At 70.7% G+C, this 23,627-nt stretch carries 21 protein-coding genes; 13 read left to right on the top strand and 8 right to left on the bottom strand.

Features of this window, described 5'->3' with window-relative positions; translation table 11 throughout:
* Nucleotides 1-29 precede the first annotated feature (29 nt).
* Nucleotides 30-2,321, bottom strand: a complete 2,292-nt coding sequence (gene pcrA / locus AP234_RS28745) for a DNA helicase PcrA (protein WP_152990663.1) — start codon at nucleotides 2,319-2,321, stop codon at nucleotides 30-32.
* Between the two features lie 135 nt (nucleotides 2,322-2,456).
* Between pcrA and AP234_RS28740 the strand changes: the two genes are divergently transcribed.
* Together AP234_RS28740 and AP234_RS28735 are read left to right on the top strand one after the other, a co-directional pair.
* Entirely contained in the window at nucleotides 2,457-3,176 is a 720-nt protein-coding gene (locus AP234_RS28740; RefSeq protein WP_055482876.1) for a PIG-L deacetylase family protein, read from the top strand.
* Nucleotides 3,177-3,223: 47 nt separating this feature from the next.
* Entirely contained in the window at nucleotides 3,224-3,436 is a 213-nt protein-coding gene (locus AP234_RS28735) for a CopG family transcriptional regulator (protein WP_055482875.1), read from the top strand.
* 23 nt (nucleotides 3,437-3,459) lie between these two features.
* On the opposite strand, the gene AP234_RS28730 is transcribed toward AP234_RS28735, so the two are convergent.
* From AP234_RS28730 to AP234_RS28720, 3 genes are all read right to left on the bottom strand, one after another.
* Nucleotides 3,460-4,260 carry a CPBP family glutamic-type intramembrane protease gene (locus tag AP234_RS28730; RefSeq protein WP_055482874.1) on the bottom strand — a complete coding sequence of 267 codons (801 nt, stop codon included), beginning with the start codon at nucleotides 4,258-4,260 and terminating at the stop codon, nucleotides 3,460-3,462.
* 71 nt (nucleotides 4,261-4,331) lie between these two features.
* Entirely contained in the window at nucleotides 4,332-4,970 is a 639-nt protein-coding gene (locus tag AP234_RS28725) for a response regulator (protein ID WP_055482873.1), read from the bottom strand.
* Nucleotides 4,971-5,013: 43 nt separating this feature from the next.
* Nucleotides 5,014-6,213, bottom strand: coding sequence for a PspC domain-containing protein (locus AP234_RS28720; RefSeq protein ID WP_235558424.1), 1,200 nt, complete (start codon nucleotides 6,211-6,213; stop codon nucleotides 5,014-5,016).
* 134 nt (nucleotides 6,214-6,347) lie between these two features.
* Between AP234_RS28720 and AP234_RS28715 the strand changes: the two genes are divergently transcribed.
* The 10 genes from AP234_RS28715 to AP234_RS28670 all read left to right on the top strand — a co-directional run bounded on the left by AP234_RS28715 (nucleotide 6,348) and on the right by AP234_RS28670 (nucleotide 15,888).
* Nucleotides 6,348-8,165, top strand: coding sequence for a PspC domain-containing protein (locus tag AP234_RS28715; protein ID WP_055482871.1), 1,818 nt, complete (start codon nucleotides 6,348-6,350; stop codon nucleotides 8,163-8,165).
* Nucleotides 8,155-8,397 (top strand): hypothetical protein, encoded by a 243-nt coding sequence (locus AP234_RS28710; RefSeq protein ID WP_235558423.1) that lies wholly within the window; start codon nucleotides 8,155-8,157, stop codon nucleotides 8,395-8,397. The genes AP234_RS28715 and AP234_RS28710 overlap by 11 nt, the downstream gene beginning before the upstream one ends.
* A 104-nt stretch (nucleotides 8,398-8,501) precedes the next feature.
* A complete protein-coding gene (locus AP234_RS28705; protein ID WP_235558422.1) occupies nucleotides 8,502-9,092 on the top strand; it encodes an ABATE domain-containing protein in 591 nt (196 codons plus the stop codon).
* 213 nt (nucleotides 9,093-9,305) lie between these two features.
* Nucleotides 9,306-9,749: a VOC family protein gene (locus AP234_RS28700; RefSeq protein WP_083502521.1), complete on the top strand. Its 444-nt coding sequence runs from the start codon at nucleotides 9,306-9,308 to the stop codon at nucleotides 9,747-9,749.
* 41 nt (nucleotides 9,750-9,790) lie between these two features.
* Entirely contained in the window at nucleotides 9,791-10,711 is a 921-nt protein-coding gene (locus tag AP234_RS28695) for a pyridoxamine 5'-phosphate oxidase family protein (protein ID WP_055482869.1), read from the top strand.
* A gap of 51 nt (nucleotides 10,712-10,762) precedes the next feature.
* Nucleotides 10,763-11,215, top strand: a complete 453-nt coding sequence (locus AP234_RS28690) for a nuclear transport factor 2 family protein (RefSeq protein ID WP_055482868.1) — start codon at nucleotides 10,763-10,765, stop codon at nucleotides 11,213-11,215.
* A 171-nt stretch (nucleotides 11,216-11,386) separates the two neighbouring features.
* A complete protein-coding gene (locus AP234_RS28685) occupies nucleotides 11,387-11,863 on the top strand; it encodes a (2Fe-2S)-binding protein (protein ID WP_055482867.1) in 477 nt (158 codons plus the stop codon).
* Between the two features lie 29 nt (nucleotides 11,864-11,892).
* Nucleotides 11,893-14,244 (top strand): xanthine dehydrogenase family protein molybdopterin-binding subunit, encoded by a 2,352-nt coding sequence (locus tag AP234_RS28680; protein ID WP_055482900.1) that lies wholly within the window; start codon nucleotides 11,893-11,895, stop codon nucleotides 14,242-14,244.
* Nucleotides 14,241-15,101, top strand: coding sequence for an FAD binding domain-containing protein (locus tag AP234_RS28675; RefSeq protein WP_055482866.1), 861 nt, complete (start codon nucleotides 14,241-14,243; stop codon nucleotides 15,099-15,101). The genes AP234_RS28680 and AP234_RS28675 overlap by 4 nt, the downstream gene beginning before the upstream one ends.
* A 76-nt stretch (nucleotides 15,102-15,177) precedes the next feature.
* Nucleotides 15,178-15,888, top strand: a complete 711-nt coding sequence (locus AP234_RS28670; protein ID WP_055482865.1) for an SRPBCC family protein — start codon at nucleotides 15,178-15,180, stop codon at nucleotides 15,886-15,888.
* A 42-nt stretch (nucleotides 15,889-15,930) separates the two neighbouring features.
* Here the strand turns inward: AP234_RS28670 and AP234_RS28665 are convergent, their stop codons facing one another.
* The gene (locus tag AP234_RS28665) at nucleotides 15,931-16,971 is read right to left on the bottom strand and encodes a sulfotransferase family protein (RefSeq protein WP_055482864.1); all 1,041 of its coding nucleotides are present in this window, start codon (nucleotides 16,969-16,971) and stop codon (nucleotides 15,931-15,933) included.
* 50 nt (nucleotides 16,972-17,021) lie between these two features.
* On the bottom strand, nucleotides 17,022-17,897 hold the full coding sequence (locus tag AP234_RS28660) for a CDP-alcohol phosphatidyltransferase family protein (RefSeq protein ID WP_055482863.1): 876 nt from the start codon (nucleotides 17,895-17,897) through the stop codon (nucleotides 17,022-17,024).
* Nucleotides 17,898-18,051: 154 nt separating this feature from the next.
* Between AP234_RS28660 and AP234_RS28655 the strand changes: the two genes are divergently transcribed.
* Nucleotides 18,052-19,632 carry a stealth family protein gene (locus tag AP234_RS28655; RefSeq protein ID WP_160330504.1) on the top strand — a complete coding sequence of 527 codons (1,581 nt, stop codon included), beginning with the start codon at nucleotides 18,052-18,054 and terminating at the stop codon, nucleotides 19,630-19,632.
* On the opposite strand, the gene AP234_RS28650 is transcribed toward AP234_RS28655, so the two are convergent.
* Together AP234_RS28650 and AP234_RS28645 are read right to left on the bottom strand one after the other, a co-directional pair.
* Nucleotides 19,587-21,113 carry a glycosyltransferase family 39 protein gene (locus AP234_RS28650; RefSeq protein ID WP_055482861.1) on the bottom strand — a complete coding sequence of 509 codons (1,527 nt, stop codon included), beginning with the start codon at nucleotides 21,111-21,113 and terminating at the stop codon, nucleotides 19,587-19,589. The two genes, AP234_RS28655 and AP234_RS28650, sit on opposite strands and share 46 nt — an antisense overlap.
* Nucleotides 21,110-23,488, bottom strand: coding sequence for a CDP-glycerol glycerophosphotransferase family protein (locus tag AP234_RS28645; RefSeq protein ID WP_055482860.1), 2,379 nt, complete (start codon nucleotides 23,486-23,488; stop codon nucleotides 21,110-21,112). Before AP234_RS28645 ends, AP234_RS28650 begins: the two co-directional genes overlap by 4 nt.
* Nucleotides 23,489-23,627 lie beyond the last annotated feature (139 nt).

Raw genomic sequence — 23,627 nt, 5'->3', positions numbered from 1 at the left:
ACGCCGCCGCCGGACGCCGCTTCCATGCTCTAGAGCTTCTCGATCGGGGCGTAGGCGAGGAGCAGCGTCTTCTCACCCGAGCCACCGAAATCGATCTTCGCCTGGGCGCGGGGGCCCACGCCGTCGACGCTGATCACCGTGCCCAGGCCGAACGCGTCGTGGGTGACCCGATCCCCCGGGGCCAGGTTCGGTACGTTGCCCGCGCCCTTCTTCCCCGGAGCGGGAGCCGTACGAGACGCGCGTGATCCCACGCCGTCCCGGGACACCGCCGCCGACCTGGCGTCCTTGGCCGGGTCCGTACGCCACTCGACGAGATCGCCGGGGACCTCCGTCAGGAACCGCGAAGCGGGGTTGAACGAGGGCGCGCCCCAGGAGGACCGGACCGCGGCCCGGGACAGGTAGAGCCGCTGCTCCGCCCGGGTGATGCCGACATAGGCCAGGCGACGCTCCTCCTCCAGCTCCTTCAGGTCGCCCATCGAGCGCATGTGGGGGAAGACCCCGTCCTCCATCCCGGTGAGGAACACCACGGGGAACTCCAGGCCCTTCGCGGTGTGCAGGGTCATCAGGGTCACGACACCGCCGTGGTCGTCCCGGTCCGGGCCTTGCTCGCTCGGGGGGACGACTCCCCCGGACCCCTCCGGACCGCCCGGAATCTGGTCGGCGTCGGAGACCAGCGCGACCTGCTCCAGGAAGTCGACCAGCGTGCCGTCCGGGTTCGCCTCCCCGAACTCTGCCGCCACCGAGATCAGCTCGTTGAGGTTCTCCAGGCGGCTCTCGTCCTGCGGATCGCGGGAGCCCTCCAGTTCGGCGCGGTAGCCGGTGGCGTTCAGCACCTCCTCGGCCAGCTCGGCCGGCGACAGCTCCCGGCTGCGCAGGTGATCGAGCAGCGCCGTGAACTCCTTGATCGCGTTGATCGACCGGGTGGCCAGGCCGGGTGCCTCGTCCACCCGCTGCAGCCCCGCCCAGAAGCTGATCCGCTCCCGGTTCGCGAACGCCTCGACCATCGCCTCGGCCCGCTCCCCGATGCCGCGCTTGGGCACGTTGAGAATGCGCCGCAGCGACACCGTGTCGTTCGGGTTGGCCAGGACCCGCAGATAGGCCAGCAGGTCCTTGACCTCCTTGCGCTCATAGAACCGCACCCCGCCGACGACCTTGTACGGCAGGCCGGTGCGGATGAAGATCTCCTCGAACACCCGGGAGGCGGCGTTCGTCCGGTAGAAGATCGCGACCTGGCCGGGCGTGATCCCATGCTCGTCGGTGAGCCTGTCGACCTCCTGGGCGACGAACATCGCCTCGTCGTGCTCGTTGTCCGCCACATAACCGATGATCTTCGGTCCGGCGCCCTGGTCGGACCACAGGTTCTTGGGCTTGCGGCTCTCGTTGCGTGAGATCACCGCGTTCGCCGCGTTGAGGATCGTCTGCGTGGACCGGTAGTTCTGCTCCAGCAGGATCGTCCGCGCGGCCGGATAGTCACGCTCGAACTCGAGGATGTTGCGAATCGTCGCCCCGCGGAAGGCGTAGATCGACTGGTCGGCGTCGCCGACCACCACCAGCTCGGCCGGCTCGACGCCGGTGCCCTCCCGGACCACGTCGCCGTCGGCCGTCTTCAGCTCCGGCCGCCCCACCAGCTCGCGGACCAGCTCGTACTGCGCGTGGTTGGTGTCCTGGTACTCGTCGACCAGCACGTGCCGGAACCGCCGCCGGTAGTGCTCCGCCACCTCGGGGAAGAGCTGGAACAGGGTGACCGTCAGCATGATCAGGTCGTCGAAGTCCATCGCGCCGGCCTCGGTCAGCCGCCGCTGGTAGGTCCGGTACGCCTCGGCCAGCGTGCGCTCCAGATGCGTCCCGGCGCGCTCGGCCGCCGTCTCGTAGTCGATCAGCTCGTTCTTGAAGTTGCTGACCTGGGCGGAGAACGAACGCGGCGGGTAACGCTTGGGATCGAGGTCGAGCTCGCGGCAGACCATCGCCATGAGCCGCTGGGAGTCGGCCTGATCGTAGATCGAGAAGCTCGAGGCGAACCCCAGCCGCTTGGCCTCACGCCGCAGGATGCGCACGCAGGCGCTGTGGAAGGTCATCACCCACATGGCCCGCGAGCGCGGCCCCACCAGCCGCTCGACCCGGTCCTTCATCTCCCGGGCCGCCTTGTTCGTGAAGGTGATCGCGAGGATCTCCCCCGGCCGGACGTCTCGCTCGGCCAGCAAATACGCGATGCGGTGGGTCAGCACCCGCGTCTTGCCGGATCCGGCTCCGGCGACGATCAACAGGGGACTGCCCCGATGGAGGACGGCCTCGCGCTGCTGCTCGTTGAGGCCGTCGAGCAAGGGGTGGGTGGTGGCATCGGCTCCGGTGGACACGTCAACAGCGTAAGGCGGTTCACCGACATCCGGTGCCCGCCGGTCCGCCCGATCCCTTTGTTTCCCGTTTAAGGTGAATGGCCGAGACGAGGAGGACGGCAGATGCTGGACGAGGCTGGGCTCAAGCGGGTGCTCGTGGTCATGGCGCACCCCGACGACATCGATTTCGGCGGTGCCGGTACGGTCGCCAAGCTGATCGACGCCGGCAAGGAGGTCGTCTACTGCCTGGTCACCGATGGCGACGCGGGTGGTTTCGACCGGGAGTTCGACAACGGCGGCATGGCCGCGCTCCGCCGCGCCGAGCAGACGGCCGCGGCCAAATGCGTCGGCGTCACCGATCTCCGCTTCCTCGGCCACCGGGACGGGATGGTCGAGCAGACCCTCGGCCTGCGCCGCGACATCGCCCGGGTGATCCGGCAGGTGCGGCCCGACCTCGTCATCACCTCCACGCCCGAGCGCAACTACGTCCGCCTCGGCCCGAGCCACCCCGACCACCGGGCGGTCGGCGGCGCCACCCTCGACGCGGTCTACCCCGACGCACGCAATCCGTACGCCTTCCCCGAACTGCTGGCGGACGAGGGCCTGGCGGCGTGGACCGTGCGGGAGGTGTGGCTGTCCGGCACGATGACCCCAGATCACTTCGTGGACGTCACAGCGACGGTCGACCGCAAGATCGCCGCACTGCGCGCGCACGAGAGCCAGACGGGGCACATGGACGACCTGGAGGGCATGGTGAAGGGATGGCTCGCCGAGAACGCGGCCGCCGCCGGCCTCCCCGAGGGCACCTACGCCGAGGCGTTCCACCGCGTGGTCACCGCCTGATCTCGTACGGATCCGACCGCACCGTAATCGTGGTTCCACGTGAACCGGTGCCTGCCGACGAGGTGATGATCGTCACTTCGCTGCGGCTGCCGAAGGCGGTCATGGATCAGGTACGGGAGCGGGCAAAGGATCGCGGGGTCAAGCCCACTGCGCTCATCCGTGAATGGGTGGAGGCGGCTCTGGCTCGAGAGGACGCCGTGGTGCCCATCAGTGTGATCATGGCTGCGGTCGGCGAATATCAGCACAGGCGCGCCTCGTAGCAACGGCGCCGCATCTTCGTCGCCTAGCCGTCACGGGAGCTCGGATGCTCCGTGCCGAGCCTTCTGGCCAGCCGGGCGGCGAGGTAGCCGAGCGAGTTCGTGGCGAGGTGGAGCAGCGACGGCGCGAGCAGCCCGCCACGGCGGCGCAGTTCGTGGAGGAGCGATCCGGCGGCCCCCGTCGACAGGACCGTCCCTGCGACCAGCCGTACCGTCCCCTGCGCCGATCCCGGCTCGGCCGGCGGCTCCGCCGAGGCGACGCGGCCCAGCGCCGGGTTGGCGCGAGCCATGTCCATCGCGGGCAGCACGTGCCACAGCCCGAAGAGCGCGGCCGAGGCGGCGGCGGCCGTACGCGACGGCAGCGGGCGGCAGAACGGCCCGCGCGACGCCAGCAGCGCGGGCAGGACGCCGCGGAAGGCGACCTCTTCGAGCAGGACCGTTCCCACGGGCACCTGGAGCAGGATCTCCTCGGCCAGGCGCCCGCGCGAGAGCGCGAGTGCCCTCTCGTCGAGGAACAGCGGCCGGGTCCGGGGCAGGGCGACGCCGGCCGCGTAGACCGCCGCCACCGCCGCGGCGAGCGCGCCGCCGAGGCGGGCACCACGCCCCCATGAACCGAGATCCCCGGCTCCGAGACCCCCAGTCTCGAGATCCCCGGCCCCGATGCCCAGTTCCCGGAGGCTCAGGCCCTCGCGCCGGGCCAGGCCGATCAGCGCGGCGGTCGTGACGGCCGACGTCAGCGGCGCCCAGCGTCTGGCGATCCGGTTGTTCAGCACGTTGGCGGCCGCGAGCAGCCCCACGGAGCACACGACCGGGTCCGTACGTCCCACGTGTCCTCCTCCGCGGCCCCGCCGCCGTTCCCTCGCCAGTGTTCCCTCGCCGCCGGGACCCCGGCCGGGAGTCAGACGAGACGCCGCGCCGTGGCCCAGCGTGACAGCTCGTGCCGGTTGGAGAGCTGCAACTTGCGCAGCACGCTCGACACGTGGGTCTCGACCGTCTTCACCGAGATGAACAGCTCCTTGGCGATCTCCTTGTACGCGTAGCCGCGCGCGATGAGCCGCAGCACCTCGCGTTCCCGCTGGGTGAGCGAGTCGAGCTCGGGATCGATGGGCGGCGCCTCGGTCGAGGCGAACGCGTCGAGCACGAAGCCGGCCAGCCGCGGGGAGAAGACCGCGTCGCCCTCGGAGACCCGGATGATCGCGTCGGTCAGCTCGGCGCCGCTGATGGTCTTCGTGACATAACCCCTGGCCCCGCCCCGGATGACCCCGATCACGTCCTCGGCGGCGTCCGAGACCGACAGCGCGAGGAAGCGTACCTGGGAGCCGGAGCCGAGCACCCGCCGCAGCACCTCCTGGCCGCCACCGCCCGGCATGTGCACGTCCAGCAGCACCACGTCGGGCGCCAACTCGGCGATCGCCGGCACCGCCGAATCCACGTCCTCCGCCTCGCCGACCACCTGGATCGACGGCCCCAACTCGGCGCGCACCCCGGACCGGAACAGCCGGTGATCGTCGACGATCAGCACTCGAATGGTCTTCATTACTCCCTCATCGTCACCGCGACTCGTCACCGTGACGCCGAGGTCACGGGTTCCTCTTCATGGTCAGCATGACCTCGGTCCCGTCGCCGGGCTCGGTCCTGATCCGGGCGCTGCCGCCGTTCCGCTCCATCCTGCCGATGATCGACTGCCGGATGCCCATCCGGTCCTCCGGCACGTCGTCGAGCACGAAGCCCTTGCCGCGGTCCCTGATGAACACCGTCACCTCCTCGGGCTCTACTTCGGCGTAGACGGATATGACCGAAGCCTCACTGTATTTCGCCGCGTTCACCATCGCCTGCCGCGCCGCGTGGAGCAAGGCCACCAGGCCCTCGGTCAGCTCGCAGTCGCCCACGCAGACCACCTCGATGTGCACGCCGTGTGCGTCCTCCTCCTCCGCCGCGACTCTCCGTACGGCGGCGGCGAGCGTGGCGTCGGCGTCCTGCTTGGGCTGGTAGAGCCAGTTGCGCAGCTCACGCTCCTGCGACCGGGCGAGCCGCGTCACCTCGCGCGCGTCGTGCGCGTTGCGCTGGATCAGCGTCAGCGTGTGGAGGACGGAGTCGTGCACGTGGGCGGCCATCTCGGCCCGTTCCTCCTGTCTGATGCGCTCGGTGCGCTCCCGCTGGAGCTCCTGGATGAGGGAGGCGAGCCACGGTGCGGCGATCATCAGAATGCCGCCGACGACGACGGCGGTGAAGACGAGGCCGGTGCTGGCCTTGGCCAGCTCGCCGCTCGCGGCGAGGAAGCCGATCGCCCCCACGACGACCAGCAGCGCCCCGATGCCCGTACGGACCCAGGTCGCGTTGACCTGCTTGACCGCGCCGCTCATCCACCGCTGCCGTCGGTCCGGATCGGCCTGCTGCCACAGGATCAACGCGCCGACGCCGCCGATGGCCAGCGGCCAGGTGCCGTACCCCCCGCTGGGCGCGCCGGTCAGCCAGCCGAAGGCCGCCAGCACCAGCCACAGCACGGCGTACGCCGCGAGCTGCCCCCAGTCCCGGCCGGGCACGCGTCCCTTGAGCTGCTCCTTCGGCGTGAACATCCACAGCGCGGCGTAGGCCACGAAGCCGAGCCCGTCGACGATGGTGAGCAGCACGAAAGCCAGCCGCATGACCACCGGGTCGAGCCGGAGCTGGGCCGCGGCGCCCTGGGCCACCCCGGCGATCACCCGGCCCGTCATGGGCCGGACCAGCCGGGGGCGGTGCGCCTCCGGGGCGCTGGGCATCGTGTTAGGCATCTCAGACATCTCGGCAAGCATCGTCACACGTCACGGCCCCGCCTCGCATCAGGGGCCGCCCTGGTCCGCCCCCGGAGAGGTCGGGGATGAGTCAGGGGTTACCCCGATGGCACGCAGGTGGCGGACGCGGCCAGGATGGGAGCATGACCGAAGCGCCGACCACCCCTGCCCCCGATCCCCGGCCGGATCCAGCCGCCGGGCCGGAGCCGGAGCAGGTGCTGAGCCGTGACGGCTCCGGCCGCATGCTCACCGGGGTGTGCGCGGGCCTCGGCAGGTTCACCGGGATGGACCCGGTGCTGTTCCGAGTCGGGTTCGCCGTGCTGGTCCTCGCCTCCGGCACCGGCATCCTGCTGTACGTCGCCGCGTTCCTGCTGATGCGACGGCCCGGCGGGCAGCCCGGCCATCTGGAGCAGTGGACCCACCGGCTGTTCGACGCCGAGACCGTGCTCGCGCTGATGGCGGCGGTCTTCGCGCTCGGCCTGATCATCAACGTCGGGTCCGGCGGGGTCAACAGGGGCACCATCGTGATCGGCACGCTGCTGGCCATCGTGCTGCTGGCCGCGCACGCACGCGGCGTCGACCTGCGAACCCTGGTCAAGTCGATGCCGGAGCGGGCGACCGGGCGGCGCGGCATGCGGCCCTCCGGGGCCCCGGCCCCCGCGATGCCGGCGACCGCGACGTTCCCCCGGCCGTTCCAGGAGCAGCCGTACGGCACGGTGCCTCCCGAGCAGCCGTACGACGCGGTGCCCCGACACCAACCGGACGGAACGGCCCGCTTCCAGGCCCCCGGCATCCACGTCCCGGGGAGCCCGCACGTCTCCGAAGGGGTTTCCGGCGGCACCGGGTCCGACGACACGAGGACCGAAGGAACCGGGGCCGACGCACCCCCGACCGACGCAACCCTGACCGACGCACCCCCGACCGGCGCAACCCCGACCGGCGCAACCCCGACCGGCCGAACCGGCGCCGACGACGCGGGCGTCTCGCCACTACGGGAAGCGGCATCCGCCGACGCGGTCTCGGCCTCCGTCGGCGAGCCGACCACCCGGACTCCGCCGACCCCCGGCGGCCCCGCACCGAATCACCCCGCCCCGGATCACCCTGTGTCCCTTGGGCCTGGTCGTGCCGGGCCGAGGCACCCCGGCGCAGGTCCCCAGAGCACGGCGCCTCCCGGCTACCGGCGGCTGTCGGATCTGGCGCGGGAGGCACGCGCCGGCACGTACGGCTACGCCTCCGGGGAACCGTACGCCCCGCACGGCCCCTACGCCCCGCGACGGCCGCACCCGCCGGTGACGCCCGGGCCGTACCGGCCGGTCACGCCGCCCCCCGCCCGGGTGAAGGTCAAGCGGCCCAAGTCTTTCATCGGCGGACTCACCATCTGCCTCGCCCTGGTCATTGGAGGGATCATGGTTACGGTGCAGCAGTCGGGCACCGGTTCGGTCAGTCTGCCGGTGATCGGCGGGGCGGTCCTCGTCACGATCGGCGCGGGCCTGCTCATCGCGACATGGTTCGGCCGGGGCGCGGCGCTCGTCACCGCCGGCACGATCGTGGCCCTCGTCCTCATCGCGGGATCGACGATGAACGGGGTCCCCAAGAAGGTCGGCAGCTTCGCCTGGCACCCCGTGAAGGTCACCCAGGCCACGACGGACTACACGATCGGGATCGGCGAGGGCCGTCTCGACCTGAGCGACCTCGCTCTCCGATCCGGCACCCGGGTCAGGTTCAACGCGTCGGTGTCGATCGGGCAGCTCACCGTGATCGTGCCCCCGGCCGCGCGAGTGGAGGTGCACGGATACACCCGGGTGGGCGAGGTGAAGATCGACCACAAGGTGGAGGACGGTACGGACGTCCGGTTCGAGCAGGTCCTGGAGCCCGAGGCGACCGGCAGGTCGGACGCGCCCACGATCGAACTCCACGTGAAGGCCGGGGTCGGGGATGTGGAGGTGCGCCGTGCCGCCTGACCTGCCCATGACGCATGACCGGTCCGCGCTGCCCGACCGGAAGGCCGAGCGCCCCCGCCGGGTCCACCGGACCGACTGGATGGCGCTGCTCAGCGGCCTGCTGTTCATCGGCATCGGCATCCGCTACCTGACCGGCCCCGCCCCCGATCCCGTCGTCATGGCACCCGTGCTCATCGGCGGGCTGGGGTTCGCCGCGTTCGTCGCCATCATCGTCAAGATAGTGCGGCACTGATCACCGACCACTGACCATGGGTCAGCGCCGCCGAACTCGTGTATCCGCCTCACAGGAAATCCCGCCTCACGGGAAACTCGCCCAGATCACGTTAGACTGACCCGGTGTCCGCCCTTCTGGCTCTGGAGTTCGTCAGCACGATCGGCATGCTGCGGACCGGACCGGTCGACAGGCTGGCGGACGTCGCGGAAACGACCACCTGGTGCCGGGAGCACGCCGCCGCACTGAGAGTCGATCCAGACTCGTTCACGGCCACGGAGACCCTGCGGGATGAGATCGTCGAGCTTCGGCAGGCCATCCGCGCGCTGTTCGCGCGAGCCGTCTCCCCGGGTCCCGCCAGCGCCGCGGACGCCGACCGACTGCCGCCGTTCCGCCCGTCACTCGACCTGGTGAACGCGACGGCGATGGCGGTTCCGGTGGCGCCGATGCTGGACTGGCCGGACGATGACGTTCCCGTCGCCCATGTCGTCCCCGCGGTGCCGGCCGGGGAGTCCGAGCGGATCAGAGCCGTGCTCGCCGCTTCGGCGGTGGAACTGCTCGCCGGGCCGTACCGCGAGAAGCTGCGGACCTGCCCCGCACCCCGCTGCGTGCTCTATTTCGTCAAGGAGCATCCGCGACAGGAGTGGTGCTCGGTGGCCTGCGGCAATCGTGCTCGCGCGGCCCGGCACTACCGCCAGCACAGTGCCGACCGCTGAATCCTCGGCCTGGCTTCTCCGCATTCCCGCCCGAGCCGTAAGACCACCTTCGGCGGTACGGCTCGACGCGGCCGAACCCACCGCACCGGCACGTCGCATCCGTGCCCCGGCTCACCGCAACCCTCTTCTAATGGACTTTTTGCCTTCCATCCGTTAGATTGCTCCTCGTGTCTAACGGATGGTTCCGTTAGAACTGTGCGAACAGGAGTTGCTGTGAGCTTGAGAACCGGACACGTAGGGCTCAACGTCACCGACCTCAGCAGGTCGGTGGACTTCTACCGGAAGGTCCTCGACTTCGAGGTGCTCGGCGAGTCACACGAGGAGGGCCGCCGGTACGCGTTCCTCGGCCGCGAAGGGAAACTGATGCTGACGCTCTGGCAGCAGAGCGAGGGCGCTTTCTCCCCCGCCCGGCCCGGTCTGCACCACCTGGCCTTCGAGGTACCGGACATCGAGACCGTCCGCCGGGCGGAGGCCGTGATCCGCGAGAGTGGGGCCAGGCTCCACCATGACGGGATCGTGCCGCACGGCGAGGGCGCCTCCTCCGGTGGCGTGTTCTTCGAGGACCCCGACGGCATTCGCTTGGAGATCTACGCGCCGAGCGGGGCCGACGTCCGCCCTGCCCCGACCGCCGCCGCCCCCACCTGCGGTTTCTTCTGATCGAGTCCGGTACGGCAGAGCCGTAAGAGAAAGGAGGACCCGTGCGGCATCCCGGCGAGGTCGCGATCCAGCGCGGGGCCGGCGTGCGACTGGCGGAGCACGGCTCGGCCCGCGTACGCGCGGAGATCCCCGCCAGGGCGGCGGAGTTCCTGCGCGACCAGCGCATGATCGTCATCGGCGCCCCCGACGGGGACGGTCGCGTCTGGGCGGCGGCGCTGACCGGCCCGCCGGGCTTCGTCACGGCCGTCGGCGAGCGCGCCATCGTGATCGACGCACTGCCCGACGCGCCGCTGGCCGGGCTCTTCGACACCGAGCACGATCTCGGGACACTGGCGATCGAGCCGATGACCCGGCGGCGGATGCGGGCCAACGGCCGAGCCCGCAGAGACGGTCACCGGCTGCTGCTGCGGACCGATCAGGTGTACGCGAACTGCCCGAAGTATCTGCAGCGCCGCGAGCTGACCGAGGAGGCGCCGACCACGGCACGGACGGCGTACGACGGCACCGCCCTGACCGTGGGGCAGCAGGCGATGATCCGCGACGCCGACACGTTCTTCATCGCCACCCACGCCGACGGGTTCGGCTCGGACGTGTCGCACCGGGGTGGCAACCCCGGATTCGTCCAGGTCGTGGATGAACGACGGCTGCTCTTCCCGGACTACGCGGGAAACCTGATGTACATGACCCTCGGCAACCTGGAGCTCAATCCGGCGGCAGGACTGCTCTTCCTCGACTGGACGACCGGGGACGCACTCCATTTGACCGGCCGGGCACGGGTGGAGTGGGATCCCGGACGCGTGCCGGATGCCCAGCGGTTCGTCGAGTTCGAGGTGGACTCGGTCCTGCAGGTGATCGGCGCGACCCCGTTCCGATGGACATTCGTGGATCACTCCAGGTTCAACCCGCCCGTACCGGTTCCGCGCTCCACTCCATCCGTTTTCCGGCCAGAACTTCCCGTTTGACGTTTCCCGCCTATACCTTTCCGCCCAGAACTCGAAAAGAGGTATGTCGATATGAAGCCACCCGTGCCTCCCTTCACCGAGGAGACCGCCCGCGTCAAGGTCCAGGCGGCCGAGGACGCCTGGAACACCCGCGATCCCGAACGGGTCGCCCTCGCCTACACACCCGACTCCGTCTGGCGCAACCGGGACGAGTTCCTCTCCGGGCGTGCGGAGATCCGGCGATTCCTCACCCGCAAGTGGGCCAGGGAACTGGACTACGCGCTACGCAAGGAGCTCTGGGCCTTCACCGGTGATCGCATCGCCGTACGCTTCCAGTACGAATGGCACGACGCCGACGGTCAGTGGTGGCGCAGTTACGGCAACGAACTGTGGGAGTTCGACGAGAACGGGCTGATGCGCAGGCGGGAGGCGAGCATCAACGACGTGCGGATCGACGAACGGGACCGCCGCGTCTTCGGCCCCCGCCCCGCCGACCAGCACGGCGTTCCCTTCCCGCTGCGGTGACGGTCGGCGCGGAAACGCATCACCCCGACATGGGCAGGACCGGTGTGAGTCCTGACGGGCCCGCTGACGAGTGAGACCGATCGTCGTCCAAGTGATGAGGGGGGCTTGACCAAACGGATACGGAGCGTACGTTCGCTGATATCCGGTCTCACCGCTTTTGGGGAGGACGTCATGCCCCGGATCACCGTCAAGGTCGACGACATCACCTACGAAGAAGACGTGGAACCGCGAACGCTCCTGGTCCACTTCCTGAGAGATCGATTGGGAAAGACCGGCACCCCGATCGGCTGCGACACCAGCAACTGCGGGTCGTGCACGGTGCTCATGGACGGCAGGAGCGTGAAGAGCTGCTCGGTGCTCGCCGTACAGGCGGATGAGAGCGAGATCGTCACCATCGAGAGCCTGGCGAGCGACGGGAACTGGCACCCCATGCAGCGGGCCTTCCACGAGGAACACGCCCTCCAGTGCGGCTACTGCACGCCCGGCATGATCCTGGCCGCGATCGACCTGCTCAACGACGACCCCGACCCCTCGGACGAGGCCATCCGCCAGGGCCTGGAGGGGAACCTGTGCCGGTGCACCGGTTACTGCAACATCGTCCGTGCCGTACGGCGAGGCGCCGAGGAGATGGGGGTGACCTCGCGGTGACCGAAACGGACACGGCGCCGGCCGGCACGATGGGCGAGGTGGGCAGGGCCCGCCGGCGCAAGGAGGACGCGCGGCTGGTCACCGGCCGCACCCAGTGGACCGACAACATCCAGCTTCCCGGCATGCTCCATGTGGCGTTCCTGCGCAGTCCGCTGGCGCATGCGCGGATCACCCGCGTCGACGTCTCGGCCGCGCGCGGCCGGCCCGGCGTGGTGGCGGTGTTCAGCGGCCGGGACTTCGCCGCCGAGCAGGGCAGCCTGCCGTGCGCCTGGCCGGTGACCGAGGACATCGTCATCCCCGATCACCCGCCGATGGCCGTGGACGAGGTCCGCTACGTGGGCGAGGCGGTGGCCTGCGTAATCGCCACCGACCGCTACCGGGCGGCGGACGCGCTGGACGCCATCGAGATCGACTACGAGCCGCTGGACCCCGTGCTCGACATGACCGAGGCGCTGACCGAGGGCTCCGCGACCGTCCACGAGGCCGGGAACAGGGCGTTCACCTGGAAGTTCGCCCAGGGAGACGTCGAGGGCGCGTTCCGCGACGCGCCCGTCGTGATCGACAGGACCTTCGTCCAGCAGCGGCTCATCCCCTCGGCGATGGAACCGCGCGCCGTCGTGGCGCAGACCGACGGCGACGGGTTCACCCTGCATTCGGCGACGCAGATCCCGCACATCCTGCGGGTCATGCTCGCGCTGACCACGGGGATCCCCGAGCACAAGCTCCGCGTGATCGCCCCGGACGTGGGCGGCGGGTTCGGCTCCAAGCTGCAGGTGACGGCAGAGGAGGTGCTCTGCCTGCTGATCACCCGCCGTCTCGGCCGCCCGGTCAAGTGGACCGAGTCGCGATCAGAGGGCAACCTGACCGTGCACCACGGCCGCGACCAGCTCCAGCGGATCAGTGTGGCCGCCGAAAGCGACGGCAGGATCCGCGGCGTCAAGGTCGACCTGCTCGCGGACATGGGCGCCTACCTGATGCTGGTCACGCCCGGCGTCCCGCTGCTCGGCGCGTTCATGTACGGCGGCATCTACAAGATGGACGCCTACGACTTCACCTGCACCGGCGTCTTCACCACGAAGATGCCGACCGACGCCTATCGGGGCGCGGGCCGACCGGAGGCCACCTTCGCGATCGAACGCGCGATGGACGAGCTGGCGGCCGAGCTCGGGCTCGATCCGATGGAGGTCAGACGCCGCAACTGGATCCGGCACGCGGAGTTTCCGTACACGACGATCTGCGGCCTGACCTACGACTCGGGCAACTACGAGGCGGCCACCGACCGGGCGCTCGCGCTGTTCGGCTACGACGAGCTGCGGGCGGAACAGGCCGATCGGCGCAACCGCCGCGACCCCGTCCAGCTCGGCATCGGCATCTCGACGTACACCGAAATGTGCGGCCTGGCGCCGAGCCGGGTCCTCGGCAGCCTGTCGTACGGCGCGGGCGGCTGGGAGCACGCCGAGGTCCGGATGCTCCCGACCGGCAAGGTCGAGGTGGTCACCGGCTCCAGCCCGCACGGCCAGGGTCACGTGACCGCGTGGAGCCAGATCGTCGCAGACGCGCTCGGCGTCCCGTTCGAGGACGTCTCGGTACTGCACGGCGACACGGCCTCGTCGCACAAGGGCATGGACACCTACGGCTCCCGCTCGCTCTCCGTCGGCGGCATCGCCCTGGTGCAGGCGTGCGAGAAGGTGCGGGAGAAGGCCCGGCAGGTCGCGGCCCACATGATGGAGGCCTCCCCCGACGACGTCGAGTTCACCGACGGTCGGTTCCGGGTGCGCGGCACCACGACGGAGCGGACGATCCAGGAGATCGCCCTCGCCACGTTCGCCGCGCACGACCTCCCCGAGGGGTTCGAGCCGCGGCTCGACGCCCAGGCGACGTTCGACCCCGACAACTTCTCCTTCCCGCACGGGACGCACCTGTGCGCGGTCGAGGTGGACACCGAGACCGGCGCGACGACGATCCGGTCCTATGTGGCCGTCGACGACGTGGGCAAGGTGGTCAACCCGCTCATCGTCGAGGGACAGGTGCACGGCGGCATCGCCCAGGGGATCGCCCAGGCGCTGTTCGAGGAGGCGGTGTACGACGCCGACGGCAACCTGCTGACCACGACCATGGCCGACTACCTGCTGCCGTCCGCCACCGACCTGCCCGTGTTCGTCACCGACCGCACCGAGACCCCGGCGACCTCGAACCCGCTCGGGGTCAAGGGCGTCGGCGAGGCCGGCACGATCGCCTCCACCCCGGCCGTGGTCAACGCGATCGTGGACGCGCTGCGCCCGTACGGCGTACGCGACGTGCGGATGCCGTGCACCCCGGAACGGGTGTGGCGGGCCCTCCACGACCGGGCGCCCAGCGCAGAGGAAGGAGCATCGGTTTGATTCCCGCGTCGTTCGACTACTCCAGGCCGTCGTCGCTGGAGGAGGCCCTGGCCGTGCTCGGCGACGCCGGGGAGGAGGCCAAGGTGCTCGCCGGCGGCCAGTCGCTGCTGCCGCTGCTCCGGCTGCGGCTCGCCTACCCCACCACGCTGATCGACATCGGGCGCGTGGCCGAGCTCCGCGGCATCGCCGACCACGGCGACCACGTGTTCATCGGCGCGATGACCACGCACCACGAGGTGGTCCGGTCGCCGGTCGTCAACGAGCACTGCCCGCTGGTCGCGCTGGCGACCGCGACCGTCGCCGACCGGGCCGTACGGCACCGCGGCACGTTCGGCGGATCGCTGGCGCACGCCGACCCGGCAGGCGACCTGCCCTCGGTGGCCCTCGCCCTCGACATGGACCTCGTGGTCCGGTCGTCCTCCGGGGAGCGGATCGTCCCGGCGGCCGATTTCTTCGTCGACTATCTCGAACCGGCCCTGGAACCCGGGGAGATCCTCGTCGGAGCCCGCGTGCCCAAACTCGGCCCGGGGTGGGGCTTCCACTACGAGAAGTTCCACCGTACGGCCCAGGCGTGGGCGACGGTCGGGGTGGCGGCGGCCGTACGGCGGTCGAACGGGACCGTCGCGGAGGCGCGGATCGCGCTGACCAACATGGGCCCGACCCCGATCCGGGCGGTCGCCGTGGAGGCCGCGGTGCGCGGCGCGGCGGCAGACCGGAACGGCGCGCTGCGGGAGGCGGCGGAACAGGCGGCCGAGGGCACCGATCCCCCCGGTGACCTGCACGCCCGGCCCGACTATCGGGCGCATCTGTCCCGGGTGCTCACGCATCGGGCCCTCCTGGCCGCCTGCGCGGTCTAGGAACCCGGGAACCAGCTCCCAGGAAACACCGTCCGGTCACCGGAACCGGTTCGGAACCTCAGAAAGGAGTCCGGTCGTGGCGCTGCGGTTCGAGCACGAGTTCATGGTTCCCGTCCCGGTCGAGCGGGCCTGGCCGGTCTTCCTTGACGCGGAACGGGTCGCGCCGTGCCTGCCCGGCGCGACCCTGGAGTCGGTCGACGGCGATGCCTTCACCGGCCGATTGCGGGTGAAGGTCGGCCCGATCACCATCGTCTACCGGGGCAGCGCGGCGTTCGAACACGTCGATCCGGACGCGCGTACGCTGACGCTCCGGGCCGCGGGCCGGGAGACCCGCGGCCCGGGCACCGCGAACGCTGAGGTGACCGCCCGGCTCTCCGCCGAGGACGGGCGAACCCGGGTGCTCGTGGAGACCTCGTTCAACGTCACCGGGCGGCCGGCCCAGTTCGGCCGGGGCATGCTGGCCGATGTCGGTGGCAAGCTCATCGACCGCTTCGCCGCGAACCTCGCGGGGCTCTTCGAGGAGGAGCGGCCCGAGACGGAGCCGGAGTCCCCGGCGCCGAAGGAGGCGCCCTCTCCTCCGGCGGCCCCCGCGCCGGCGGCCGCCGAGCCGAGAAATACGGGCTCTCCGCTGAGTCACCGCACGGCCGAGGAACAGGAGCTCGACCTGCTGGAGCTCGCGGGCGGGCCGCTGGCGCGGCGGATCGCCGTCCCGGCGGCCGTGCTCACCGCGCTGGCCGCGCTCGCGGCCGTGATCCACCTGCTCCGCCGTTTCCGTCGCCGGGCGTGATCTCGTGGGGTGGGGGTGGAGGGGGTTGGGGAACGGCGTCGTTCAGCGGGGCAGCAGTTCGCCCGACCGCTGCCTGGGGAGGCCGGCGAGCATGCGCTGACCATCGGTGAGCAGGGCGGCGATCGGACCGGGCTCGCGCAGCCGGGTCAGCCGGTCCCGGTTGTACTTGCGCGCCCGTGCCGTACGGCGCTTGCTCACCGCCGACTTGAAGGCGGCGACGTGGTCGCGGTCGGCCCGCGGCGCGCCGGTCAGTTCGTATCCGAGCGAGCTCAGCCGCTCGCCCAGCACCTCCTCGCACAGCGAGATCTCCCACGGCTCCAGCTTGTCGACCCACTTGCCGGCGTGGGCCGTGGTGACCTCGCCGTGGGTGTTGCTGTGCCAGACCTTGTGCTTGGGCACCGCCATCTCGGCGATGTGGCGCGGCTCGCACATCGCCGGGTCGTACTCCTCGCCGATGAAGGCGCACAGCTTCTTCAGCTCGGTCTCCGGATCTGCGGTCAGGTCCTCGTACCGGAGCTGGTAGAAGCTGTCCTCCGGCAGCTTGCGCGCGTGGCGGCGGCCGAAGTCGATCGCCTCGGCCCAGTTGGCCGCCGCGTGGAAGGTGTCCGGCTTGTACCAGGGCATCTCCTTGAGCGAGGCGACGCAGTCGCGGCCGTCCCTGACCAGGTGGACGAACTGGGCGTCGGGGAACATGCGCATCAGCATCTCGACGTGCCGGTAGTAGCTCGGCCGCTTGTCCCCCCAGCGCGGCTTGCCGAACCGCTCCGCGTAGCACTTGAAGACCATCCCGATGACCGAGCCGAAGCTGCCCGGCCCGAGCATGGCGGCGTGAACGAACTCCCCCGAGTCCAGCCCCAGCTCGCGGAACTTGGTGTTGCGCCCCTCGGCGATCCAGGTGGCGAGCCTGCGGCGGTTGTCCGCGAGCCGCATGTCGCCGTACGCGCGTCGCGAGAAGTAGGCCGGGACCAGGAACCGGGTCTCCGGCGGTACGGCGATGCGCGGGTGTGAGTGCAGCATGAGCTGCAGCATGGTGGTCCCGGAACGCGGGCAACCGACGACGAAGATCGGTCTGTCGGACTGCATGATGATCTATCCCCCCGTGATGAGTGCCAACTCAGTAAGGCCCGGTCGAATCAGACAAGGATCTTCTCCCTCTCCGGCGCGCCCTGCGGGATCTGCCGGGCCGCCAGCCATACGCGGTAGACGAGGAACATCTCGAAGGCCAGCAGCAGCGCGCCGGCTCCGATCGAGACCGGCACCAGCGCCCATGATCCGAGCACCGGGGCCACCACGAACACCGCGGCATGGAACTCGATCCCGCTGACGATGTGCGTACGCACCCGCCGCCGGACCAGGAACACGCGGAACCGGTCGTACCAGGGGAACCGCGCGTGGAACTCCTTCTGCAGGTCGATGAGCGTGCGGCCGTCCTCGACCTCGTCCGCCAGCCGCCCGACCTCGGTGCGCGGCCGGCTGCCCAGCACGCTCTCCACGAAGACGCAGTCCCCGTCGACTCGCGCCTGGGCCAGGTTGCGCGTGGCGTCCTTGACCCGCTTGAGCTGCGGACCGTTGATGTAACGGAACAGGTCGAGCAGTACGACGCCGACGGCGGCCAGCAGGTAGTCGCTGTCCCCCGATCTGGAGTACTCCCCGAACCCCAGGCCGAAGGCGCAGCAGACCACCCTGATGCGGTCTCCGACGTAATCGAGCCAGAGGCCGAACGGTGTGCCGGTGCCCTTGAGCCTGGCGATCTTCCCGTCCATGCAGTCGACCATGAAGCTCAGGTAGAACAGCGCCGCCCCCAGGATCAGCGCGCCCTCCAGGAACGCCACCGCCGAGGCGAGGCCGCCCAGCATCGACAGCCGGGTCAGTGTGTTAGGCGTGATCTTGGTGTGGTTCGCCACGAACAACGCCAGCCGACAGGCGAGCGGATCGACCATGAAGACGGTCCACCACGAGTCTCTCGGCTTGCGTGCCGCCATGATGTCGTCGAGCGTGAAACCTCCCATGCAGTAAGGATGACTACAGTCGGTAGCTGATCACATGCAAATCGGAAACAGACGGGCCATCTCGTTGCAAGTTCTTGACCGTTGCGGGGAACTAGGTAAATCATCCTCCAAACTGGTAGCCGATCGATTACATTCCGTGTGCATAGGGGGGACCATGCCGGTTGTCACGTTGTATCGGCGGCTGCAGAGACGGCTGCCCTTGTGGGAGGCCACGCCGCGAGCCGCACTGGTCCGCGCGGACGCGAGCCCGTTGCAGGCCCGGCGCGAGACGCTCGACCTGGTCTGCTCGCTGCTTTCCGGGGCCGGGGTGGGCTTCTTCTGCGTCCGGCCGGCGCCCGGCCGCCCCCCGGTCGTCGCGGTCGAGGTCGGCGAGCGCGCCCGTGCGCTCGCCGCGCTCGCCCACTGCGGCGCCATTCCACTGCTCGCGGCGCCGCAGCCGTACGGCAAGCAGGGCTCGCGGGGCGCCGAGCAGCTGCGCCCCATCCGGCGCGCGGCCGCCACCCTGCAGAACGCACCGATCGTACGGCTGGCGATGCACTTCACCAGTCCGTCGCGCACGCTGAAGCTCGGTGCCGAGCAGGGCTGCGACCTGGAGTTCTGGTCACGCGAGGGCGACACGCTGGTGGCGCCGCGGCCGAACGGCGCCTGTGACGTCGTCCCGGCGGACGGCGAGATCGTGGAGGGCGGCGAGGAGCTGTTCAACACGCTCGTGTCGGCCGCCCGGCGCGAGCGCGTCTATCCGACCCGGCCCGAGTTCACCCGGCGCCTGCTCGACGACATCGACTTCCCGATCGACGCCGTCTACACCTGGGTCGACGGCGCGGACCCGGCCTGGCGCGCCCGCCGCGACCAGGCGCTCGGCGGAATGCGGGCGGTCCGCGACGGGATCAGCGAGATGGCCACGACCGAGGCGCGGTTCACCAGCAGGGACGAGCTGCGCTACTCGCTGCGCTCGCTGTGGACGTACGCCCCCTGGATCAACCGGGTGTGGATCGTGACCGACGGGCAGACGCCCCCGTGGCTGGACGGCTCGCACCCGATGGTGACCGTGGTCGACCACAAGGAGATCTTCACCGACCCCTCGGTGCTGCCGGTGTTCAACTCCCACGCGATCGAGACGCAGCTCCATCACATCGAGGGACTGTCGGAGCACTTCCTCTACCTGAACGACGACTTCTTCCTCGGCCGGCCGCTGTCACCGCGGATGTTCTTCGAGGCGAACGGGGTGACCCGTTTCTTTCCCAGTTCTGTGCACGTCCCGTTCGGCGCACCCGAGCACGAGGAGTCGCCGGTCCACGCCGCGGGCATGAACAACCGCCGCGTCCTGGAGGACCTGTCCGGCCGGACGCTGACCCAGAAGCTCAAGCATGTGCCGTACGCGCTGCGCAGGTCGCTCATGTACGAACTGGAGGAGCGGTTCGCGGCCGACTTCGAGGCGACGGCGCGCAGCACGTTCCGTACGACCTCCGATATCTCGGCGGTCTCCTCGCTGGCGCACTACTACGCCTATCTCAACGGGCGTGCGGTGCCCGGGACCGTGGACTACACGTATGTGGATCTGGCGGTGCCCAAGACACCGGCCAAGCTGCGCCGGATGCTGGCGCGCCGCAGGCATGACGCGTTCTGCCTCAACGACACCGCCCCGACCACGGGCGAGCAGGACGCCCTGCTGGCCGAGTTCCTGGAGGCCTACTTCCCCACCGCGGCGCCCTTCGAGCTGTCCGGCCACTCCTGACCCGCACCCCGGCCGGGGGTGCCGTTGTAACGGGCGACGAACATGCCGCGGAAGGTCCATCGGCCGGTCGGGACGAACGATCGGTGCAGCAGGTCGAGCCGTTTACTCGAAAGCGCGGCCTTCCCGGTGTGACCGACCACCCAGAGGGTGCGCAGTCCGGCGAGGCGGGCGGCGAGCACCCGGCGACCGACCTCCCGGCCGTGGAAGCTGCCATCGCGCTCGGGTGACCGGGCCAGCGCCACGTCGTCGAGGCGTTCGAAGATCCCCGGATACACCACAGCGAACTTCCTGACCTTGGCGGGGGCGAACAGCACCCCGTCGCCCGGCCGGGCGGCTGAAGCGAGCAGCGCCATCGCGGGGCGCGGGTCGTCCTGCCTGCCGTCGGGGCCGCGGGTGGCGAGGTGGCCGGGGATCGCCAGGCCGAGCCAGACCACCGCCGGCACGGCGACCGCGGCCCGCCGAAGCGGCGCGGCCGGCGGCATGGCACGCGACGCGGCGAGCAGCGCCGCGAGCCCCGCCCCGGCCAGCAGTGCGGCGGCGGGAAGGCAGCAGAACACATAGCGGAACACGTAGACGGGCCGGAACGTCCACGAGACGATCAGCAGCACCAGCGGCGGCACGAGCAGCCACGGCAGCGTCAGCGCGAGGAGATCACGCCGGTCGCCACCGCGCCGCAGGCAGTGCGCGCCGCCGAGCAGGGCGAGCACCCAGGTCAGCGGGGCGATCCCGAGCCAGGCCGGATGCGCGGCGCCGACATCGCCGAAGAGCCGTACGGCGAGCAGGCCCGCCTCCGCGGGACCGGGCCGGGGAATCCAGCCGATCTGGGCGGTCTGCCGCGACGCCAACCAGGCCAGCGGTCCGACGACGGCCAGGGCCCCCGCAGCGGCCGCGCACCAGCGCCACACCGGCCCCTTCGACAGCGCCACATAGCCGCCGTGGGCCCCCGCCACCAGGAACGCGAACAGGCTGAGGTAACCCAGCCCGGCCAGCGCGACGCCGTACAACGCGAAGGCTCCGGCGGACGGCCTGCGCACCGCACGCAGCAGCAACAGGGTCACGCCGATGGCCGCGGCCATCGTCAGCGGGTACGGCCTGGCCTCCTGGACGTAGCGGGAGAAGATCGGCATCGTGGCCATCATCACGCCGCCGTACAGGCCGGCCCGGGGATGGCCGAGCGCCCGGCCGAGGGCGCCGACTCCGGCGGCGGCCAGCACTCCGGCCGCGACCGAGGGCAGCCGCATCACCACCTCTCCGGTCCCGAACAGCGTGACGACGACGTGCATGAGCCCGTAGTAGAGGGCGTGGACCGCGTCGACCGTCTGGAGCAGGTGGAGCAGCTGATGCGGCGTCCGGACGGCCGCGCTCAGCGTCGCGGCCTCGTCGCGCCAGATCGGTGGCGACCCCAGGTCCCACAGGCCGGCGACGAGCGCGAGGGCCGCCGGCAGCACGATCTCGTACGGTCGCCCGCTCCGCCGCCTCATGACAGCATGCGCGCCACCACTCGCGCGGAAGCGTGCCCGTCATCCCATGGGCAGAACTTTTCGCTGAACTCCTGATATTTGGCTTTGTACGACGTGAAATCGTCGTATTTCAGGATCTGGAGGAGATCGTCGGCTGTCCTGACCATGGGGCCCGGCGCCTCGGCCTCGAAGTCGAAGTAGAAACCTCGCACCTCGTCCCGATAGCGTTCCAGGTCCGGGGTGAGGAAGGCCATCGGTCTGCCCGTACAGGCGAAATCGAACATCGCCGACGAGTAGTCGGTCACCAGCACGTCGGCTGCGGCCAGCAGATCCGCCATATCAGGAAATCTCGACACATCGAGGGCGTCGGCGGGCAGTGTGACACGGTCGGCCACCAGGTAGTGCGCCCGGACCAGCAGCATGTCGGTCGCGCCCAGCCCCCCGGTCAGCGGCCCGACCACGTCACCGAGATCGAACCCCGGCGGCCCGGCGGCCCTGGGCTCCTTGTCGGCATGGGACACCTTGGCGGCGCCGCCCATCTCGTCGTCCCGCCAGGTCGGCGCGTAGAGGATCACCCGCCGGTCCTCGGGAACGCCCAGGCGCTCCCTGGCCTGCCGCCGGCACTCCGGCCGGAGCAGCAGGTCGTTGCGGGGATATCCGGACTCCAGCATCTCGCCCGTGTAACCGAAGGCCCGGCGCAGGATCGGCGTCGAGAACGGATTGGGCGCGAGCATCACATCCCATGTCGCGACATAGCGCCCCAGGTCCTCCTCGCGCACCCGCTGGGCGTACCGCATGCCCGCGAGGTCGCGGCCCAGCCGCTTGAGCGGGGTGCCGTGCCAGGTCTGCACGAACAGTTGGCCGGGCCGCTTGACGTACCAGCCGGGTTGGGTGCGCCGGTTGGCTACGATGAAGCGGCAGGTGTGCAGGGCCTCCTCGTGCTCGCGTGAGCCGTACAGGACCGTGCGCACCCCGGCGGGCACGGTGAACTGTCCATCGCGGGTCACCCAGATCAGCTCCATATCGGGGCGGCGCCGCGCCAGCTCCTCGGAGATCGCGCGGGGATTGCACGAGTACTGCCCGCCGCCGTAGCTGTCGAAGAGAGCCGCGTCGACGAGCCGGGTGGTGCGCCGCCGGGCCGCCTCCCGGCGTCTGCGCGTGGCGTACGGCCCGCGTTCGTGCGGGCCGAGGCCGGGCCGTACGGCGAGGCGGAGCTCGGCGGACCGGTTGGTCCGCAGGGAGATCTCGTGGACCGCGGTGAGGTGCGGCTCCGGCAGGTCGGCGACCAGGGCGTGGTCCAGCCGCACCGGCTCCCCACCGGTCAGCACCCGCCAGACGCCGCTGCGCAGCGGCAGTCCTGGTGCGAAGCCATCGCACGCGGGCAGCCCCCGGGTCGTCTTACCGATGATCGCCGTCCAGCGGCCGCCCTCGCGGTGGACCGGCCACGTGTGCCGCTCGTGTCCGCGCACCAACGTGATCACGTTGCCCTCGCCGTGGGCATCGCCGTCGCCTGTTCCGGTCAGCACCAGTTCGTGGGCATCGGTCCACTGGACGCCGGTGACCCTGTCTCCCCTCGAGGCGTCGGCGTCCCCGGCGTGGTCCGCGGGGTCGGTGCGGTGCAGTGCGAGCCCACGGTCCCGGGTCAGCGCCACGGTGAAACCGTCCGCTTCGAAGGTCCGCTCTCCCGCCCGCCGTGCGCCGGTCATCCGGCCCGCCCGCGTCACTCCGCGAGCCGTGACCCGGGCACGCAGCGTCCAGCGTCCCGTACGGCCACCGGCCGGCACGGGCGACTCGATCTCGGCCAGAAAGCCGGAGTCGTCGTGGCTCACGGCCGACTGCCGGGAGTCGGCGGTCACGTCCGGCCTCGAGACCCGCAGGATCGGCAGCTCGATGCGGCCGTCCCCGCGCTGGAGCCATACCTCGATGCGGCTGCGGCGGCTGTCCAGGTGAGTGATGTAGGCATGGCCGGCGACGATCAGCCTGCCATCGCGGCGCCGTACGTCGTCGACGCACGCGCGCAGCTCGAAGTCGTTGCGCGCGTCGAAGAGATCGGCGGGGATCCGGTCGTCCCCGAGGAGCGGGTAGTCGAGACACCAGCGCCGCCGCAGCAGCCCGCGCCGGACCACGCCGCGGTCGGCGATGTCCGACGCGGCGAACCGCAGCACCTGCGACAGCTCGTCCCACATGCCGTGCGCCGCCAGATGAAGCTGGAGCCGCCCGAGTGACGGCAGTCCGCCCACCACCTCCGGATCCAGGCCGGCCAGGGCCGGCGCGAGGCCGGAGAGCCGCTCCGGCCCGGCCTCCGCGTGCTCACGGAGGGCGCCGAGACAGGCCTCGACGTGCTCCTCCGCATCCCGGGAGGAGCCGATGGCGGAGCGTCCTGGCGGCACGGTCATGCGTGACAGGATGCCTACCCGTCGTGATCAGGCGCCCTGCCGATTCGGACTACATTGCCGCCGCTTGACACTTCCTTGACTCAGCCCGGCATCGGCCCCCATGCCGGCGCACCTCGACGAGCCTGACCGAGACCGAAGC

The organism is Sphaerimonospora mesophila, assembly GCF_001417795.1.
Classification (GTDB): Bacteria; Actinomycetota; Actinomycetes; order Streptosporangiales; family Streptosporangiaceae; genus Sphaerimonospora; species Sphaerimonospora mesophila.
The sequence above is the reverse complement of the archived record's forward strand: the minus strand, read 5'-3'. Positions and strand labels throughout refer to the sequence as shown.

Bases quoted from the DNA above. Each gene is read 5' to 3' on its own strand.
- AP234_RS28740 (WP_055482876.1), top strand. From the start codon at position 2,457: ATGCTGGACGAGGCTGGGCTCAAGCGGGTGCTCGTGGTCATGGCGCAC.
- AP234_RS28725 (WP_055482873.1), bottom strand. From the start codon at position 4,970: ATGAAGACCATTCGAGTGCTGATCGTCGACGATCACCGGCTGTTCCGG.
- AP234_RS28720 (WP_235558424.1), bottom strand. From the start codon at position 6,213: ATGTCTGAGATGCCTAACACGATGCCCAGCGCCCCGGAGGCGCACCGC.
- AP234_RS28715 (WP_055482871.1), top strand. From the start codon at position 6,348: ATGACCGAAGCGCCGACCACCCCTGCCCCCGATCCCCGGCCGGATCCA.
- AP234_RS28690 (WP_055482868.1), top strand. From the start codon at position 10,763: ATGAAGCCACCCGTGCCTCCCTTCACCGAGGAGACCGCCCGCGTCAAG.
- AP234_RS28685 (WP_055482867.1), top strand. From the start codon at position 11,387: ATGCCCCGGATCACCGTCAAGGTCGACGACATCACCTACGAAGAAGAC.
- AP234_RS28680 (WP_055482900.1), top strand. From the start codon at position 11,893: ATGGGCGAGGTGGGCAGGGCCCGCCGGCGCAAGGAGGACGCGCGGCTG.
- AP234_RS28665 (WP_055482864.1), bottom strand. From the start codon at position 16,971: ATGCAGTCCGACAGACCGATCTTCGTCGTCGGTTGCCCGCGTTCCGGG.
- AP234_RS28660 (WP_055482863.1), bottom strand. From the start codon at position 17,897: ATGGGAGGTTTCACGCTCGACGACATCATGGCGGCACGCAAGCCGAGA.
- AP234_RS28655 (WP_160330504.1), top strand. From the start codon at position 18,052: ATGCCGGTTGTCACGTTGTATCGGCGGCTGCAGAGACGGCTGCCCTTG.
- AP234_RS28650 (WP_055482861.1), bottom strand. From the start codon at position 21,113: ATGAGGCGGCGGAGCGGGCGACCGTACGAGATCGTGCTGCCGGCGGCC.
- AP234_RS28645 (WP_055482860.1), bottom strand. From the start codon at position 23,488: ATGACCGTGCCGCCAGGACGCTCCGCCATCGGCTCCTCCCGGGATGCG.